We start from the raw sequence: 18,484 nt of genomic DNA, 5'->3' as shown, positions 1-18,484 counted from the left end.
GCTGTTGTCTGTATGTTAATTCGTTTTACCACTGCCCTTTTTCTATCGGCATGTATTACATTGCCTGGCCTTGCCCAAACCCAAGGCAACCTGGATCTGATTCCACGGCCCACTTCCGTAACTGCTACCCACGGAAACTTTGAAATCAATGACCGGACCCGGGTATTTGCGGATCCTGGCTTTATGCCGGTAGCCAAACTTTTTGCCGATGCTGCCCGTTTGCCTCAACCACAATCGGCCCTGCTACGGATAAGCCAGGCCCACAGTTTTGTTTTCCGGATGGCTGATCATACCGCCATCCCGGACTCCGCTGGTTATCAGCTGAAGATCACACCAGACAATGTGTTTATCACTGCCCGTACAAAAACCGGCGCCGTAAATGCCATGCAGTCATTGTTACAACTGATGCTCCTGCAACCTGACCAATCGAAACTCCCTGGCGCTGAAATCAGCGACCATCCCCGTTTTGGATACAGAGGTGTACACCTGGATGTTTCCCGGAATTTCTTCCCGGCCAGTTATATCAAACGTTTTATTGACCTGATGGCATTATATAAGATGAATACTTTCCACTGGCATCTCACAGATGGCGCTGGATGGCGGCTGGAAATAAAAAAGTATCCCGAACTGACAAAACAGGCCGCATGGCGGGATCATGCCAACTGGAAAGACTGGTGGAGCAAAGGCCGTCACTATTCAACTGAAGGTGATCCCAACGCCTACGGCGGATATTATACCCAGCAACAGGCACGCGAAATAGTGGCTTATGCGGCACAACGCGGCATTACCGTCATCCCTGAAATAGAGATGCCCGGCCACTCGGAAGAAGTACTCGCCGTATACCCGCAACTCTCCTGCTCCGGTATCCCTTATAAAAACTCAGAGTTCTGCCTCGGCAACGATTCCACCTTTGTCTTCCTCGAGAATGTATTACAGGAGGTGATGGATATCTTCCCATCTACGTATATCCATGTAGGTGGTGATGAGGCCAGTAAGAAAGCCTGGAAACAATGCCCCAAATGCCAGCAACGTATCCGTACCGAAAAACTGAAAGATGAAAATGAGCTGCAAAGCTACGCCATCCGCAGGATGGAAAAATTCCTGTTGGCGCATAAACGAAAACTGCTGGGATGGGATGAAATCCTGGAAGGTGGCCTTGCACCGGAAGCTACCGTCATGTCATGGCGGGGTGAAAGCGGTGGCATCTCCGCAGCAAAAGAAGGCCATGATGTAGTGATGACGCCCGGTAGCTACTGTTACTTCGATAGCTATCAGGCCGATCCTGCCACAGAACCTCCCGCCATCGGCGGTTATCTTCCGCTGGAAAAAGTATACAGCTATGAACCTGTTCCAAAGGAACTGAGCCCTGTTGCTGCCAAACATGTAATCGGTGCACAGGCCAACATCTGGACGGAATACATCCCAAGCACAGATCACCTGGAATACATGGTATACCCGCGCCTGATCGCATTATCCGAAGTAGTATGGTCAGATACACTGCACAAAAACTGGGATAATTTCCACCAGCGGATCCAATCTCACTATCGCTTACTTCAACGGCTAAACGTAAATTATTATCGCCCTTCCTATAACGTTACGATCCATCCACAAATAAATCAGCACAAGACGACAATCACCTTCAGTACAGAGCAATACCAGCCGGAGATCCGCTATACACTGGACGGAAGCATCCCTGATAAAAATGCACAATTGTACAAGGGCGCCTTCCAGGTAACCGGTTCCGCCCTGCTGACAGCCGCGATCTTTAAAGACTCCCTGTTACAGGGAAAGCCGGCTGTACTACCTATTGATGATCATAAAGCCATCGGCAAAAATGTGATCTATAACCTGCCTTACAATAAAAGTTATCCCGCGCAGGGAACAGCTACACTTGTCAATGGTTACCGCGGAACGTTAACTTATGGAGATGGGCAGTGGCAGGGATTTACGGGAGATATGGATGTAACGGTAGACATGGAACAGGAAACCGTACTCAACAGTTTATCTATTACTTTTATGCAGTTGACAGGCCCCGGTGTTTATATGCCGGCATTTGTGGAGGTACTGATTTCATCAGATGGTAAAAACTTCAAACCGGTACAACAGGTAAAAAACGATATTCCCACTACTACGTCAACACTTACCTTTAAAGATTTCAAATTTAATCTGAACGGTCAAAAAGCCCGTTACGTAAGGGTTCACGCTGTAAACGATCAACATGGGTTTATGTTTACCGACGAAATAATTATCCAATGACCAGACCAGGATTAACTGATTAAAAGATTAAACAAGATGGGTGTAGTAGATATAAGAGAAGAATAATTGTTGATCTTCTTTTTATATCTACTACACCCATCTTGTTTAATCTTTTAATCAGTTAATCCTGGTATCATTTAAGCCTGGTCCTGTGTTTGAAATCCACCATACCATTGAATCCATGCATTGGTTTGGCATTAGGTACTACCGTACGCAGGTTGGCCGCTTCAGCAGTAGACAGGCGCGCATTCGCACGGGCAAATGCTCCAGTGTTCAGATAAGAGAATATTTTTTGCAGGTTGTCATCATCAGCATTGCCCCAGGGTACATTTACATAATCAACGGCAGCTGCATCCACATCAATTCCATTGTAATATTTTCCGATGCCTTCTTTATTTACTGTTTCGAAATTAATCGCATACAGATCTGCCAGGTATTGCTGCTTATGCGCTTTATCGTAAATGGAAATATTAAAATCGATAAATCCTACCGGTTTACCATACGTTTTTTCTCCTACCAGCTTCAATTTATCTCTCAGATAAGGTCTGAGGTTATTGAGGGTAAGCTCGCTGGCTGATGCCGTATTTCCTGTAGTTATAAAGAATACATTTTTGAGCGACAGACCACCCGTTCCGGCAGGAAAGTTCACCAACGATGTAAGCTCAGTTGCAGCAAGGTTCTGCATGAGTTTATCATTGTAGAGATAGGTATACATCACCTGTCCCGCAGCCGACGCCGGTGCAATGGCAGCATCCAGGTACTCCGCTGTGGTAATGGCACCACCGCCGTTGTACCGCAGATCTACGATCAGGCTGGTGATCCCTTTTGTTTTGAACTTGTCGAACGTTTGATCCAGCGCGGTTTTGGTATAAGTAGGCTGACCATCGGAATTAGTAACACTGGAAAAAGTGTACATGGAAAAATAACCGACGTTCTCCCCTTTCACCGTAAATACGGTGTCGAACAATACCGGGTTAATATTATAGGAAGTGGTATTCAATGTTTCGGTCGTAGTACTATTATCCGTCCTTTTAAATCCGAGTGTTACGCTGGAACTATTAAAGATGGCATCGTAAGTACTTTTTAAAAATGCCGTGGTATTTTGAATATTACTGTTGCCGTTTACAGAAGTGATCTCCCAACCGCGGGTTACCCCTTTTAATCCGGCTGGACTGTTTTTATCGGCATACAAAACAAACAGGTGTGCTTTTCCTGACTGGTCCACTGAAATGCCGTAGTCGAAACCAAAGTCGCCGGTGGCAGCCGCAAAATTTTGTGCAGATACGCCATTCATCAGCTTATTGGTGAGTGTACCATTACGGTCCAGGAAGCTGTAACGGTCGTAAGGCGCGTTAGGCGTAGCCGTTGTGTTGATAGCATATGTTTTCATCTGCGATAACAGGCTATCCGCATTGGCATATTTGCTGTCCAGTGGGTTCAGTTTCGGCACCTGTCCATACCAGTAATAGGTGGGTAACCCTGCGGCTGAATTTCTTCCGCCATCAGCATACGATACCTGCATAATCTGGTACATGAGGTATTTCAGGGAATCCTCTGCTTCCTTTGCGGGAATAGCCGTGCTGGTAGTGGTGGTGTCTATGGGATCAGGACCAGGGGTTGGTTTATTATTATTATCCTTATGACACGCCATCAGTAATCCGGCACACATCAGGCCCGTGAAAACTGCTTTGGCTCCCGCAGAAAACAAATTTGTATGCATAACAACGGTTAAGACTATATGAAAGTTTGCCGGTCCCTTAGTGGGTTGCCAGCGTTTGTTTGGTCCAGAAGTCCGTAGAAAAATACATCAGGCTCATCATACGGGGATCGTTTGCACCACCCTGGCCCTGGGCAGCGTTCGGGTCCTGTTGTCCTGCTTTGGGATCACGGGGCTTCCGGTCTTCCTTATTTAATGCATTTACTTTAAAGCGGTAAGCTACCGGTTTGTCGCTACCGGCAGGAATTCCCGCCACACTTAACGGAATAGCCATCTCACAAATCAGGTTGCCGGCGGCATCAAAAGAGGATGCAGTGCGGATACCATATTTATTAGCTACCGGTATTTTTCCGTTATCGATACCGGTGAAGCCGTCTACTTTTATTTCTTTCACGTTCGCCAGGATCTTTTTCTTCCACTCTTCCGCTACGCGTTGCTGTGATTCTTCCGGCACATCCGGTGCGGGAGTTGCGTTGGTGGTCAAGGGGAAAGTCAATGATGCACCCACTTTCTTTTTGCCGGAAGGATTAATACTGAACGTAAGGCCCGACCGCATGATCTTAAACTGGCTTTGCGGATCAGGCACACTTACTATTACGTAAAGCGTATCCTTATCGTTGGCTATTGTATAAAAAAGCTTTGTTTCATTATTATAGAATTGTAGTGGTTTAGGCCATTCTGTTGCCTGTCCGTCAATACTTATATTTGCCGGCGCCCATTTATTTGGCTCGCTGTCCTGTGCATGTACGTTTATTTGCATCAGCAGGCCTGTTATCAACCCCGCTCCTGCTATCAGCGCCCTGTTTATAATCATACTTCTTTTAGTTTCTGTTAAGCTGCAACGTTAACAAAGAAATCTGAAACAATTTACGGAAAAAGCATATAAGCGGGAAAAAGAATCGGCGAACGGGCGGGAAGTGCAGGTGGAATCGTATTTTACCGGATTAAGAATATTTTAATGAACGGCTTTACTTCTCCGGAAAATAAAAAAAGCAGGGAAGAAATCCCTGCTTTTCTATAATATATAAAAGATCGTTTAATACAATAAACGTGTCTTGATGGTATGTTTCACCCCTTTCAGCAGTGTCAGTGCTTCCTGTGACAGCTGTCTGTCTACATCCAGCACTACATAACCGATCTGGTCATTGGTTTTAAGATACTGTCCAAGGATGTTGATCTTATTCTCTGACAGCGCGGTGTTAATGGCAGACAGCACACCCGGTACGTTTTCATGCACGTGGAGGATACGATGTGTGTTTTCAGTGGGTGGTACGCTGATCGCCGGAACAGTGTGAGAGCCAAAGGTGGCGCCTTTTTCCAGGAAGTTCAGCATTTTGGCGCTGACGTCCAGACCTATATTATGCTGCGCTTCCTCTGTACTTCCACCGATATGCGGTGTCAGGATTACGTTAGGCAGTTTTTGCAGCGGTGTGCTGAAAGCTGCGCCGTTCTTTTCCGGTTCTACCGGGAATACATCGATAGCTGCACCGGATAACTGACCGCTTTCCAGGATGTCTTTCAGTGCTTCCAGGTCTACCACTTCGCCACGTGCGTAGTTGATAAAGATGGATCCCTGTTTGGCATGTGACAGCACTTCCCGGGTGATCATGTTGACCGTAGTTTTGCTGGAAGGTACATGCATTGAAACGATATCAGATTGGGCGAACAGCTCCTCCATTGACTTGTACTGAACCGCATTACCCAGTGGCAGTTTGGTTTCAGCATCATAATAGATAACGTTCATTCCCATACCTTCTGCCAGCACACTTACCTGGCTACCGATATTACCATAACCGATAATACCCAGCGTTTTACCTCTCAATTCATAACTGCCGGTGGATTCTTTCATCCATGTACCGTTGTGCGCGGCTATGTTCTTATCAATAATACGGCGGATGAGGATGATAGACAACCCGATTACCAGTTCCGCTACCGAGCGGGTGTTGGAATAGGGAGCGTTGAAAACGGCCACCCCATGCTGCGTAGCAGCTTTCAGGTCGACCTGATTGGTGCCTATACAAAAACAACCAATACCCTGGAGCTTCTTCGCGGCGTCCAGTACTTTTCGCGTGACATGTGTTTTAGATCGGATACCCAACAGATGTACATCCTTGATTTCATTTATCAGCTCCGCTTCGCTCAATGCACCGGTTAATTTACGTACATGATAACCCGCCGAGGTAAATTCTGCGACGGCAGCGTCACTGATGTTTTCCAACAATAAAATGCTGATCTTGTCTTTCGGATAACTTGTCGTCTTTAGCTGCTCCATAATATTATAAAGTATTATATATCTATATCAATCAATTGGCTTAATAATTGCAGTTACGCGGGGAAAACAAGGCACAAACCTACTCCATGTTGAGGAATAATCAAATACTGTTGTAATCAAATTCGATTTCATCAAAAAAACATGCTTCTCAACACCTTTTTTTAAAGTTTTTTTATCATTCGGGCTTAAAAATGCATTAAAAGCTTCCCGGACTATTAATTTTATTTGGAAGGAAAGCGCATTGATTATAAATTGAGCGATTTGTATCTTTTGAAAGAAAACAAGCATTAAGTCAGTAGTGAAACACCTCTAATGAAGCGATTGAAAGCAGTAAGTATCATCTTAACTATAACAGGAATTGCCATTATCTCCAGCTGTCAGAGTAATGCTGCACGCAAGGAAGCCAGCAAAAAAAAGGTCACATCAGATAGTACCTTATATACGCTCGGGTTATCAGATGCACAAAAAAACGCCCTGTTAAAATCACCGCGCACCCAACAACTGCAACGTGAGCTGGATGCATTCTATAATAGCAAATTAATACGTAGTGGCTTCAATGGCGCTATACTGGTAGCAAAAAAAGGCGTGATCATCTTCGAGCAATATCATGGCTATGAAAATTCGAAGACCAAAACACCATTAATAGACAGCTCCTCTTTTCAATTGGCATCTATCTCCAAAACCTTTACAGGCTCCGCTGTGATGTGGTTAGTGCAAAAAGAACAACTCAGTCTGGAAGATTCCATACAAAAATTCTTTCCTGAATTTCCCTATAAAGGAATTAATGTACGCATGTTGCTGAGCCACCGTAGCGGCTTACCCAACTACCTGTATTTTTGCGACAGCTTATGGAAAGACCAGTCAAACTTTATCACCAACGATGAAGTTATTAAGTTGATGGTAGCACATAAGCCACCCATCCAGCACCTCCCCGACACGCACTTTCAATATTGCAATACCAATTATTTATTACTGGCATCGATCATAGAAAAGGTAAGCGGACAAAAGTATGCTGACTTCATGCAGCAAACATTTTTCAAGCCGTTGCAAATGGTGAATACGTTTGTGTATGACCCGGCATCTACCGTCAGGCCGCACCAGACACAGAGCCACAAGTACAATGGCCAGGCCGAACCCGATACCTATTTTGATGGTGTAATGGGCGACAAAGGCATTTACAGCTCCGCACGTGATATGCTCAAATGGGACCAGGCCCTGTATTCCGGTCAGCTGCTGAATGAAGAAACACTGAAAGCTGCTTTCACGCCTTACAGCCACGAAAAGCCCGGTATCCGCAACTATGGCCTGGGATGGCGCCTCATGGTGTATTCGGACAGCACTAAAAATATCATTTACCACAACGGATGGTGGCATGGCAATAATACCGTGTTCTATCGCTTTATACAGGATTCTACCACCCTCATTATTTTAGGAAACAAATATAACCGTGGCATTTACCAGGCCGTGAAACCCGTGCGTGAAATACTCGGACATGGTGATGGTGAAGAAGCAGGGGAAGAATAATGAATATTTTGGGATTTATTGATTTACGTATTTAGGTATTTAAAAATGCAGCGAAGATATATGCGAAAATCTCCGCTGCATTTTTAAATACCTAAATACGTAAATCAATAAATTCGTAAATTTTTATCCATGTTTTCTGTTTGGTAATACGTTGTCTCTTGTCCAGGTGATCTCTCCCGTAAAAGGGTGACTGCGCACCTGGCATTCCTCTTTTAAACAATAGTGGCAACAGGAAGGAATGCAGGGATCCATATGAATAAAAAATTCTACTTCACTTCCCTCAAACCCTTTATTTACAAGCACCTCCACCCTTTTCATTTCATCGTGCGCTTCATTTAACAACAGGTAATATGGCAGGGTGATATGGCAATCGATATGATAATTATTTCCATACTGCTGTACCCGCATATTATGTATATCTATCCAGTTAGGACAACGATGGGCAGATAAAATAGTGATCACCTTATCCACTATTTTCATGTCGGTTTCGTCCATCAAACCGGAAATAGAACGGCGCATCAACTGGTAGCCTTTTGTCAGAATCAGGATACCCATCAGCACAGAAACAGCCGGATCGAGCCAGTTCCAGCCCGTGAAGTGGATCACGCCCAACGCTATCATCAGTCCCAGGCTACTGTATACATCCGTCATGATATGCTGCCCGTTACCGCTGATAGTAATGGAGCCCAGCTGTTTACCCGAGCGCAGCAGATATGATCCCAGCAGTAGATTGGCGATAGTAGTAGCGCCCAGCAACCACAAACCTTTTTCCATACCAAGCAGTTCACGCGGACTGATAAAATACTGTACCGCTTTAAACATGATCAGCATGCCTGCAAAAAAGATCATAGCACCTTCAAATCCAATAGAGAAAAATTCTACCTTCCCATGTCCGTAAGGGTGGTTGGCGTCTTTGGGTCTGCCAGCCAGGTAGATGCTGTAGCAAGCAAAACCACCGGCCACTACATTGATAATGGATTCCATAGCATCAGACAGGATAGCTACTGAATGGGTCATGTAGTAGGCCACAAACTTGACTATGGTTAGTATAAAACTAACAATGAGCGACAACAGGATGACGCGTAATTCTTTTTTCAGCAATAGTAAAGATTGAATGAATGGTAAAGCACAAAGGTAAAGGATTATTGTTTGAAGCGGCTACTTTTGCCATACCCATAGCATCACACTAACGTTAATAAATAAACGAAAATGAACGGCCATAGCCCGGTTTGCAAACCTTCCCTTAAATTGCCCGCTGTATGGATATAAGAAGTGAAATACTGGCAGAACACAGCCGCGCACAATCCCTTCGTATTGCCGCCTGGATAGGCAATCGCAAGGATCGGTTTGACCAGTTGATAAAACTATTCTTACAGGACGAATACCGGGTAGTACAACGAAGCGCCTGGATCATCAGTTTTGTAGCTGCCAGTCATCCGGCACTGATGACACCGCACTTATCTGCCATGGTAGCCAGGATAGAGGTACCGGATCTGCCCACTGCCGTAAAACGGAATGTACTAAGGATCCTACAGCATATAAGCATCCCGCCGGACCTGCATGGCCCGGTAATGAACACCTGTTTCAGCTTCCTGGAAGATCCGCAGGAAATGATAGCGGTAAAGGCTTTTTCCATGACCATACTGGCTAACCTGGCCAAAGAATATCCTGAGATAAAAAATGAGATCAGACTGTTGATAACAGATCTGCTGGAACATACGCCCTCAGCGGGAATCAGGTCAAGAGCAAAGAAAGTACTGACAGCTATCAAATAGATAGCTGCGGACCCATCGCCGGGATAATCAAATAGAAAATGCAGCACGACAAGTTATAACACTTGTCTGTGCTGCATTTTTAATGAGATATAGCAACCAATCAGGCCTGATCTTCCGGTTTGCTTTCAGCAGCAACACGCGGTTCTCTTGGTTCCCTGGGTTCTTTTGGTTCCCGGGGTTCCTTAGGTTCTCTTGGTTCTTTAGGTTCTTTCTCTTTCTTTTTCGCAGCTTTAGGCGCAAAGATGGCGATCATACGCTTACCTTCCATGGTAGGCATACTTTCCAGACCACCTACTTCTGCTAACCTTTCTGCAAACTTCAACAGGATTAATTCACCACGCTCCTTGAACATGATAGCACGACCTTTAAACTGTACATAGGTTTTCACCTTGTTACCGTCTTTCAGGAAGTTTTCAGCATGTTTGGCTTTGAAGTCGAAGTCATGATCGTCGGTATTCGGCGTAAAGCGGATTTCTTTCACCTCGCTTTTATGCGCCTTTGCCTTCATTTCCTTTTCCTTCTTCTTCTTTTCGTAGAGGAATTTGTTGTAGTCGATGATACGGCAAACGGGTGGTACTGCATTTGGAGAAATTTCAACGAGGTCTAAACCTTGTTCTTCAGCCATGCGCAGCGCATCCTCAGTTTTGTAGACACCTACCTCAATGTTTTCACCTACAAGTCTAACCTCAGGAACGCGTATCATCCTGTTGGTGCGATGTTCTTGTTGTTGTTCCCTGCGGAAATTCGGGTTTCTGCCCCGATTATTACCGCCAAAATTTGGTCTGGGTCTTTGTTGCATTAAAAAAAATAAAATTTATTGATTAATTGTCCATAGTCCATGGTCCACATTCCTCTCATGGACCAAAAACAATTTATACAAATGTAAGTGGAAAATCTTAAGCAATTAACATACCTGAATTAAGTAATGTTCATTGTTTTATATACTACTTTTCCACATTTAAGTTGATTTCTTCAATTGGCTTCCGGTTGGTCACTTCTTCATTTACCATTGTGGTAAACTGTTCCAATGACATAGTACCCAGGTCACCTTTGGCCTGACGACGTACAGCCACGAGATTATCGGCGGCCTCCTTTTCACCCAGTACCAGCATGTACGGAACTTTTGCCAGCTCGGTGTCACGGATCTTCTTGCCTATTTTCTCACTCCTGTCATCGATCTCTGCGCGAATTTCAGCTTTTTTCAGCAATTCTGCCACTTTTTCTGCATATTCCTGGCTCTTGTCACTTATTGGCAGAATTTTCACCTGCGTAGGTGCCAGCCAAAGCGGGAACTTACCGGCGCAATGCTCTATCAGCACGGCTATAAATCTTTCCAGTGAACCGAAGGGTGCACGGTGGATCATAACCGGACGATGCTTCATATTATCGGCGCCAATATATTCCAGCTCAAAACGCTCCGGCAGATTGTAATCCACCTGGATAGTTCCCAGCTGCCATTTACGGCCTAATGCATCCTTCACCATAAAGTCGAGCTTAGGACCATAGAAAGCTGCTTCGCCATATTCTATCACGGTACTCAAACCTTTCTCTGCTGCGGATTCAATGATAGCCCGCTCTGCCAGTTCCCAGTTCTCATCAGTACCGATATACTTGGAACGGTCTTCTTTATCACGCAGGGAAATCTGTGCGGTGAAATCATTAAAGCTCAGGCTATGGAATACATACATCACCAGGTCTATTACCTTCTGAAACTCTTCTTTCACCTGATCCGGCCGACAAAACAAATGTGCATCATCCTGGGTAAATCCACGTACACGGGTAAGACCATGCAATTCACCATGCTGCTCATAACGATACACTGTACCAAATTCCGCGAAACGTACCGGGAGGTCTTTGTACGACTTGGGCGATACTTTATACAGTTCGCAGTGATGCGGACAGTTCATCGGTTTCAGCATAAACTCCTCACCTTCTTCCGGTGTATGAATAGGCTGAAAACTATCTTTACCATATTTCTCATAGTGACCGGAAGTCACATACAGGTTTTTATTCCCGATATGTGGTGTTATTACCGGCAGATAACCACTGGCCATCTGAGCTTCCTGTAAAAAACGTTGCAATCTTTCGCGCAGCATAGCACCTTTAGGAAGCCACATGGGCAATCCAAGTCCTACTTTTTCAGAGAAGGCAAACAGTTCCAGTTCCTTTCCCAGCTTACGGTGATCGCGTTTTTTAGCTTCTTCTATCAGTGTCAGGTATTCATCCAGTTCCTTCTGGTTCGGGAAAGTAATACCGTAGATGCGGGTAAGCATCTTATTTTTTTCGTTACCGCGCCAATATGCGCCGGCAATGTTTGTCAGCTTGATGGCTTTGATAAAACCGGTGTGCGGAATATGTGGTCCGCGGCAAAGATCCGTGAAACCACCCTGGTTGTAGAAGGTAATGGTACCGTCCTGCAGATCATTGATCAGCTCCAGTTTGTACTCATCTCCCTTTTCCGTGAAATACTGCAAAGCATCTGCCTTGCTCACTTCCGTACGATTGTAAGTATTGTTTTGTTTAGACAGTTCCACCATTTTGGCTTCCACCTTTTTCAGGTCTTCTTCCGCAATAGTACGTCCGCCTAAATCTATATCGTAATAGAATCCGTTCTCAATAGAAGGGCCAATACCCAGTTTAACACCCGGATACAATGCTTCCAGGGCCTCTGCCATCAAATGCGCGGAAGAGTGCCACATCGTTGCTTTGCCATCTGTATCTACCCACGTAAGCAGTTGCAGGGTACTATCCGTTATAATCGGGCGTGTAGCATCTACTACCTGCCCATTAACTTTTGCTGCCAATACTTTACGTGCCAATCCTTCGCTGATGGATTTGGCAATGTCCAATGCAGTTACTCCTGGTTCATACTGACGAACTGCGCCATCCGGAAAAGTGATATTTATCATACGTTTTGCTGTTAGCGCCATACTTTTTCATATGGGCTATAATTCCTTTATAAAATGTTTGCGAAGTTAAGAAATAGTTTGTTAGCTTTTTGATAAGTACGTCAGTGAACTAAAGATTTTAAAAATAAGTATTTATACAGCGACGGCGGCTCAGTTTTAAAATTACCGGAGATCACAATTATAATATTAATAAGTTACAACATCTTATGCCCGATATAGCCTCTCCCGACAGCTAGTAAAGCAAGCATACCCTTATTCTATGGGACACTATCGCGACATGAAAATATTTATACAAAATATTTTTTTTGCGAATTAGTAAAATACATTAATTTCAATTTTGTAACTAAAATATATTCATTATGTTCTCATCAAATTTAAAGATCTACGACATTTTCAGGAAGGACCTGCACTTGTCGGATGACAAAGCCAAAGAGCTTGTCTTGTGTTTTGACCAGTCGCTCTGCAATTATCACATGGAAAAGCAGCGTGAACTGGCTACTAAACTTGAGCTTTATGAAGTCAAAGCAGAACTCAAGCAAGACATTCATGATCTCAAAACAGAGCTCAAAAATGATATTCATGAAACCAGGTCTGAGCTCAGGACTATGATTTTTGCGGTTGGTCTGTTTCAGTTCATCGCCATTGTAGGCACTGTACTGGCTATTGTGAGGTTCATGATACAAAAATAGCCCGTTATCAGTTCGTCACGATTACATGATTATCAGTTCGCCATGATTTTTCCGGTACTTCCCATTTTTACTCAGAATTTGAAATTATACGTCACTGACGGTATAATTGGAAAAAGTGACACCTGTCTTGCTCTTACATTCAACGAGCCATCCAATGGACTCCCCTGTTGATCAAAATAAATGAAATAAGGATTCTTCCTGCTGTATACATTATAGATCGAAAACGCCCAGCTGCTTTTAAAACGCCTGTTTGGTCTCTTTGGCGTTGGGGTGTAAATAGCCGATAGATCCAACCGGTTATAAGAAGCCATACGATACGAATTAATATTGCCATAACCCTGTATCAGCGTGCCTTCTATGAAATAGAAATTTTCCGGAAACGTAGTCGCATTCCCCGTTCCGAAAATAAAGACACCTGAAAAACTCCAGTGTTTATTCGCATCAAAAGTACTCACCACTACGAGGTCATGCCGCCGGTCATACTTAGCCGGATATTGCTTCCCGCTGTTTAGCAATGGAAACTGCCGCCAGGTCCAGGCCAGTGTATAACCGATCCAGCCCGTAAACTTCCCCCTCTTTTTATTGATAAATAATTCAAGCCCATAAGCCTGTCCTTTACCGAATACAAAATCTTTTTCCAGGTCATCCAGTGACGGTGTGTAACCTTCCCGGTATTCGATCTGGTTTTGCATATCCTTGTAATAGACTTCAGCAGATGCCTCATAGGCGTTATCCTTGAAATTGCGGAAGTAACCAAAGGAGTATTGCCAGGAGAGCTGCGGTTTTACCAGGTAAGTACTGGGTACCCATACATCGGTAGGTAATGAGGTACCGGCATTTGTAACCAGGTGAACAAACTGATAGTTACGGGTTACGGATGCTTTCAGTGAGTTTTTATCATTCCAGGCGTACCGCAGAATAACCCTCGGCTCAAAGCCTCCATAGCCGACAACCCGCTTCCAGCGCCCGTATACGGTGCTATCCGTTTTATGACCATTTTCATCCAGGGTATAACGCGTGTATGGTCCTATCTGCATAAAGCCACTGTAGCGGATACCGGCATTCAACTGGAAGCTGGGTGAAATCTCCCAGTCGTCCATCAGATACAGCCCTACTTCATGTGCATATTTTTTAAAGGCATTATCCGGAGAAAATTTGGTGGTATCCTGCCCACCACTTACTGTTGATGGCGTAAACGCGTGGTAGATATAGTTGCCGCCAAACTTGATATGATGTTTGGGACTGGCATAATAGTCGAAATCCAGTTTGGCATTTGCATCGCTGATACCGGAAGAAAGCCGGATCGTAAAATTATTCTGCAAAGCATTAAACTGAAATTTATAATCATTATAAATGAGAGAAGTATTGGCAAATAATTTTGTACTGAACACGTGGTTCCATCGTAAAGTGGCGGTGGTATTGCCCCAGGGTATCTTCACATTAAAACGTTTGTCCTGGCTGCTGAAGGTAAAAACATCCTGCCCCAGGTATCCGCTCAAAAAAATCCGGTCCTTATCTGAAAAGGTGTAATTCATTTTCATGTTCAGGTCGTAGAAGTAATAACCTGAACCACTATACGAAGTGCCGTTGATAAATGGTTTGGTAAGCAGATCTATATAGGTTCTTCTTCCTGAAATGATAAACGATGCTTTATCTTTCTTCAGCGGTCCTTGCAGTGATAAACGGGAAGAAATAAGGCCCAGTCCCCCTTCTCCCTGGAAAGTTTTGTTATTCCCTTCTTTCATGGAAATATCCACCACAGAAGAAAGCCGTCCGCCGTAATTGGCCGGCATTCCACCTTTTATCAATGTCGTGTTTTTAATAGCATCAGCATTAAATACAGAAAAGAAACCGAAAAGGTGCCCGGTGTTGTATACAGGGGCTTCATCCAGCAGGATCAGGTTCTGGTCGGGACCGCCGCCACGTACATAGAAGCCCGCATTCCCTTCCCCGGCAGCCTGTACTCCTGGCATGAGCTGTAGTGCCTTGAGCACATCCACTTCTCCCATCAGCGACGGCAGCTTTTTCACCTGTAGGGACGTCATTTCTATCCGCCCCATATCCGTGCTTTTAACATTTTCATCTTTCCGCTTGCCGGTGATCACCACTTCTTTGGCCTGGTACAGATGGGGCAGCAGGTCCATGTTGTAGGAAACATTTCCTTTCAGCGGAAGTGTAAGGGCTTTCCCTTCGTAGCCCAGAAAAGAATAAATGAAGGTATAATCCCCGGCGGGAAGTGTAATGGAATAAAAGCCGTAATTGTTTGTCTGTGTGCCCGTAGTTGTACCCAGGATCTGTACATTAGCGCCTGGCAAGGACTCGCCGCTGCTGCTGTCCTTTACGTAGCCACTGAGTGTATAACGTTGTCCCTGCGCTATGCCGCAAAGACATAGCAATACCAGGACAATCAGTGAAGATGATAAGCGACGGATCTGCATACAACTGAATCGATAATAAATTGTCACTAGTAATTTACGACTTACCATGCACGATTCAGCAATTAGTTATTTATAAGTTAACGAGTCTTTCGTTTCGCCACAATGTAGCATCTTATTGCCAAAATAGGGATTCTCAATATCCGGCTTATCACTCAGCCAGTAGGCACCTTTGTCATTAAATGCCATGGGGCAGTATTGGTGATAAATGGTTTGTCCTTTCAGCCCGGTATTTCTCACCAGGTCAAAAAGCATATCGGATACCATTTGAAAAGAAGCCCGCTTTCCCTCCAGGCCCGGCTCACCGGTTAAGCCGGTTAGCTCTGCACTGATACTACCGGCAGTACCCGCAACAATGCCCAGGTGTGTACTATCCATCTGCAAAAGATGAACAGGCAAACTATCAATATGTTGTTTTAATGTCAACGCTGCGCTAGTCGCCGCAATGCTGTCCGCCTTTACCAGGGCGCCCGACAGCTTATAATAAGATTGCAGGGTTAGTTGCAACGAATCATAAAACACCTGGCTATAAGGTGCTTGTAATCCTGTTGTGGAAACTCCTGCCTCCGCTTCTTCTTTGGGAGCAGGCTGCTGACAGGCAAACAAAACAGTAGCCAGCAAAATGGTTCCTATGGGTACGCATATTTTAAAATTCATAAACAGTGATTAACCAGATTAAATTGATTCAGGTAAGCGAAGATCGCCCCGCAAAACTAAGTAATAAATGCCGGGAGAGAATCATCGGCTGCATGAATAAAATATTCGTTATCATCTTCTTTATATATTCATTACAATAATAATCATTATATCTAACTATATAAATATCAAATAATTACAAATTTAACATCTCGCAAAACAATTGAATTAACAAAATCACACAAATCCTGGTTACCTTTGCACGTTTTTATCCAACTTTTTTTTATTTATTATGTTGATCGCATTACAGGACATCACGTTTGAGTTTGGCTCCAGGGTTATCCTGGAGAATTCTTCCTGGCATATTGAGCCAGGTGACCGCGTAGGCCTTATCGGCCTGAATGGAACCGGTAAGTCTACCCTGCTGCGCATTATCAATGGTGAATATTCTATTTCAAAAGGGAGCATAAATAAGAGTAAAAGTCTGACTATAGGTTTCTTTAACCAGGACCTCCTCAGCTTTGAAACAGAAGATTCCATCCTTACAGTGGGGATGATGGCCTTTGGTAAAGCACTGGAGCTGGAAAAAGATATTGACCGGATCACCAAAGAACTGGAACATAGCCAGACCGATGAACTGCTACATGAATTCAGCGACAAGCTTCATGAATTTGAAGCATTGGACGGCTATAACATGAAGCACAAAACCGCACAGGTACTGGAAGGACTTGGCTTCACCACCTCCGACCTGGAACGCCCCTACAGCCAATTTTCCGGTGGATGGCGCATGCGTGTACTACTGGCCAGGCTGATACTTCAGCAACCGGATGTACTCATGCTCGATGAACCGACGAACCACCTGGATCTTCCCTCCATTGAATGGCTGGAGAAATACCTCGTAGGCTACAACGGCGCAGTAATCATTGTTTCGCATGACCGTTACTTCCTGGACCGTATGGTAAACCAGATCGTTGAAGTATATCAGCAGCAACTACATCACTATACCGGCTCTTATGCCGACTATGAAGTGGAAAAAGAACTGCGTCGTGAAATGCAGCAACGTGCCTACGAAAACCAGCAGGATTACATTCGTCAGCAGGAACGCTTCATCGAACGCTTTAAAGCGAAAGCCTCCAAAGCCGCACAGGCGCAGAGTATCGCCAAAAGACTCGATAAGCTGGATCGTGTGGAACAAACAGATGGTGGTCCGTCTAAAATAAAGATCAACTTCACCGTTGATAAAACACCGGGTAAGATTTTATGTACGCTCAACAATATCAGTAAAAGCTACGGCAACATTTCTATCCTGGAAAATACCAGCGCAGAAATCAACCGTGGCGATAAGATCGCGTTGATAGGTGCCAACGGTAAAGGTAAATCCACCCTGCTCCGCATCATCTTTGGTATGGAGCCTATGGAAGGTGAACGTGTACCTGGCCATAACGTGGTGACCAGCTTCTACGCGCAACACCAGCTGGAATCACTGGACATGAACAGCGAGATCCTCGATGAGCTGAAAAACTTCGGCAGTGGCCGCACAGAACTGGAATTACGTCAACTCCTTGGCTGCTTCCTCTTCTCCGGCGATGATGTATTCAAAAAGATCAAGATACTCTCCGGTGGTGAGAAAGCCCGCGTGGCACTGGCCAAAACCATTATCAGCCAGGCCAACTTCCTCATGCTCGATGAGCCTACGAATCACCTGGACATGAACTCTGTACAGATGTTGATCGACTCACTGAACAAATATGACGGTAGTCTCGTTCTTGTATCGCACGACCGTTATTTTGTGAGCCAGACAGCCAACAAAATATGGGAGATCGTTGATGGGCAAATCAAAGAATTTAAAGGCACCTACAACGAATACGAAGAGTGGAAAAAGAGAATGGCTGCCAATGCGCCACAGGTAACGAAATCCAGCAACGAAAATAAAAAGGAAAAAGATACCCGTCAGCAAAACACTACTATAGATACTCCCAAAGGTGCTATCAATAAAGATGTACAACGCGAGTTGCAGAAACAGCAAAAACAGTTTTCACAGGTAGAAGGCCAGGTAGCCAGTTTGAAAGAACGTAAAGCCAACCTGGAAGCCAGTTTAGGTACACCCGATATCTACAACAACAAAACAAAATTTGCGCAGGTAGAGAACGAATACCAGGACGTAATGAAATATCTCGAAAGGGCGAATCAACAATACGAGCAGTTGTTTGAGAAAATAATGCAGCTGGAAGCGAATCTTATTAGCTAATTTAGGGTTCTTCCATAAAAACT

At 44.5% G+C, this 18,484-nt stretch carries 13 protein-coding genes; 5 read left to right on the top strand and 8 right to left on the bottom strand.

All coding sequences use genetic code 11. From position 1 onward, the window contains the following. Positions 1 to 12 precede the first annotated feature (12 nt). A complete protein-coding gene (locus ABQ275_RS09135) occupies positions 13 to 2,256 on the top strand; it encodes a family 20 glycosylhydrolase (RefSeq protein WP_349317983.1) in 2,244 nt (747 codons plus the stop codon). Between the two features lie 133 nt (positions 2,257 to 2,389). Here ABQ275_RS09135 and ABQ275_RS09130 read toward each other — a convergent pair whose 3' ends face one another. The 3 genes from ABQ275_RS09130 to serA form a co-directional block, all read right to left on the bottom strand. Then, positions 2,390 to 3,976: a S41 family peptidase gene (locus ABQ275_RS09130; RefSeq protein ID WP_349317982.1), complete on the bottom strand. Its 1,587-nt coding sequence runs from the start codon at positions 3,974 to 3,976 to the stop codon at positions 2,390 to 2,392. A gap of 37 nt (positions 3,977 to 4,013) precedes the next feature. Further along, a complete protein-coding gene (locus ABQ275_RS09125) occupies positions 4,014 to 4,787 on the bottom strand; it encodes a hypothetical protein (protein WP_349317981.1) in 774 nt (257 codons plus the stop codon). Positions 4,788 to 5,009: 222 nt separating this feature from the next. Next, positions 5,010 to 6,245 (bottom strand): phosphoglycerate dehydrogenase, encoded by a 1,236-nt coding sequence (gene serA, locus ABQ275_RS09120; protein ID WP_349317980.1) that lies wholly within the window; start codon positions 6,243 to 6,245, stop codon positions 5,010 to 5,012. A gap of 312 nt (positions 6,246 to 6,557) precedes the next feature. On the opposite strand from serA, the gene ABQ275_RS09115 reads away from it, so the two are divergent. Further along, positions 6,558 to 7,769 (top strand): serine hydrolase domain-containing protein, encoded by a 1,212-nt coding sequence (locus ABQ275_RS09115; RefSeq protein WP_349317979.1) that lies wholly within the window; start codon positions 6,558 to 6,560, stop codon positions 7,767 to 7,769. Positions 7,770 to 7,892: 123 nt separating this feature from the next. On the opposite strand, the gene ABQ275_RS09110 is transcribed toward ABQ275_RS09115, so the two are convergent. Beyond that, positions 7,893 to 8,870, bottom strand: coding sequence for a cation diffusion facilitator family transporter (locus ABQ275_RS09110; RefSeq protein ID WP_349317978.1), 978 nt, complete (start codon positions 8,868 to 8,870; stop codon positions 7,893 to 7,895). Between the two features lie 158 nt (positions 8,871 to 9,028). Here ABQ275_RS09110 and ABQ275_RS09105 point away from each other — a divergent pair, with 158 nt between their 5' ends. Next, positions 9,029 to 9,544, top strand: coding sequence for a hypothetical protein (locus tag ABQ275_RS09105; protein WP_349317977.1), 516 nt, complete (start codon positions 9,029 to 9,031; stop codon positions 9,542 to 9,544). A 100-nt stretch (positions 9,545 to 9,644) separates the two neighbouring features. Here the strand turns inward: ABQ275_RS09105 and infC are convergent, their stop codons facing one another. Together infC and thrS are read right to left on the bottom strand one after the other, a co-directional pair. Beyond that, positions 9,645 to 10,343 (bottom strand): translation initiation factor IF-3, encoded by a 699-nt coding sequence (gene infC, locus ABQ275_RS09100; RefSeq protein ID WP_349317976.1) that lies wholly within the window; start codon positions 10,341 to 10,343, stop codon positions 9,645 to 9,647. A 145-nt stretch (positions 10,344 to 10,488) separates the two neighbouring features. Continuing rightward, entirely contained in the window at positions 10,489 to 12,453 is a 1,965-nt protein-coding gene (gene thrS / locus ABQ275_RS09095) for a threonine--tRNA ligase (protein WP_349317975.1), read from the bottom strand. Positions 12,454 to 12,812: 359 nt separating this feature from the next. Between thrS and ABQ275_RS09090 the strand changes: the two genes are divergently transcribed. After that, on the top strand, positions 12,813 to 13,142 hold the full coding sequence (locus ABQ275_RS09090; RefSeq protein WP_349317974.1) for a hypothetical protein: 330 nt from the start codon (positions 12,813 to 12,815) through the stop codon (positions 13,140 to 13,142). A gap of 71 nt (positions 13,143 to 13,213) precedes the next feature. On the opposite strand, the gene ABQ275_RS09085 is transcribed toward ABQ275_RS09090, so the two are convergent. Together ABQ275_RS09085 and ABQ275_RS09080 are read right to left on the bottom strand one after the other, a co-directional pair. Further along, entirely contained in the window at positions 13,214 to 15,580 is a 2,367-nt protein-coding gene (locus tag ABQ275_RS09085; protein WP_349317973.1) for a TonB-dependent receptor domain-containing protein, read from the bottom strand. 66 nt (positions 15,581 to 15,646) lie between these two features. Further along, positions 15,647 to 16,234, bottom strand: a complete 588-nt coding sequence (locus ABQ275_RS09080) for a DUF3347 domain-containing protein (RefSeq protein ID WP_349317972.1) — start codon at positions 16,232 to 16,234, stop codon at positions 15,647 to 15,649. A gap of 271 nt (positions 16,235 to 16,505) precedes the next feature. On the opposite strand from ABQ275_RS09080, the gene ABQ275_RS09075 reads away from it, so the two are divergent. Further along, positions 16,506 to 18,461 carry an ABC-F family ATP-binding cassette domain-containing protein gene (locus ABQ275_RS09075; protein ID WP_349317971.1) on the top strand — a complete coding sequence of 652 codons (1,956 nt, stop codon included), beginning with the start codon at positions 16,506 to 16,508 and terminating at the stop codon, positions 18,459 to 18,461. Positions 18,462 to 18,484: the final 23 nt, after the last annotated feature.

Source organism: Chitinophaga sp. MM2321 (assembly GCF_964033635.1).
Taxonomy (GTDB): Bacteria; Bacteroidota; Bacteroidia; order Chitinophagales; family Chitinophagaceae; genus Chitinophaga.
The sequence above is the reverse complement of the archived record's forward strand: the minus strand, read 5'-3'. Positions and strand labels throughout refer to the sequence as shown.

Excerpts from the sequence above, each read along its gene's own strand:
- ABQ275_RS09130 (WP_349317982.1), bottom strand. The coding sequence starts at position 3,976 with ATGCATACAAATTTGTTTTCTGCGGGAGCCAAAGCAGTTTTCACGGGC.
- ABQ275_RS09115 (WP_349317979.1), top strand. The coding sequence starts at position 6,558 with ATGAAGCGATTGAAAGCAGTAAGTATCATCTTAACTATAACAGGAATT.
- ABQ275_RS09080 (WP_349317972.1), bottom strand. The coding sequence starts at position 16,234 with ATGAATTTTAAAATATGCGTACCCATAGGAACCATTTTGCTGGCTACT.
- serA (WP_349317980.1), bottom strand. The coding sequence starts at position 6,245 with ATGGAGCAGCTAAAGACGACAAGTTATCCGAAAGACAAGATCAGCATT.
- ABQ275_RS09135 (WP_349317983.1), top strand. The coding sequence starts at position 13 with ATGTTAATTCGTTTTACCACTGCCCTTTTTCTATCGGCATGTATTACA.
- ABQ275_RS09105 (WP_349317977.1), top strand. The coding sequence starts at position 9,029 with ATGGATATAAGAAGTGAAATACTGGCAGAACACAGCCGCGCACAATCC.
- ABQ275_RS09125 (WP_349317981.1), bottom strand. The coding sequence starts at position 4,787 with ATGATTATAAACAGGGCGCTGATAGCAGGAGCGGGGTTGATAACAGGC.
- infC (WP_349317976.1), bottom strand. The coding sequence starts at position 10,343 with ATGCAACAAAGACCCAGACCAAATTTTGGCGGTAATAATCGGGGCAGA.
- thrS (WP_349317975.1), bottom strand. The coding sequence starts at position 12,453 with ATGATAAATATCACTTTTCCGGATGGCGCAGTTCGTCAGTATGAACCA.
- ABQ275_RS09075 (WP_349317971.1), top strand. The coding sequence starts at position 16,506 with ATGTTGATCGCATTACAGGACATCACGTTTGAGTTTGGCTCCAGGGTT.
- ABQ275_RS09085 (WP_349317973.1), bottom strand. The coding sequence starts at position 15,580 with ATGCAGATCCGTCGCTTATCATCTTCACTGATTGTCCTGGTATTGCTA.
- ABQ275_RS09090 (WP_349317974.1), top strand. The coding sequence starts at position 12,813 with ATGTTCTCATCAAATTTAAAGATCTACGACATTTTCAGGAAGGACCTG.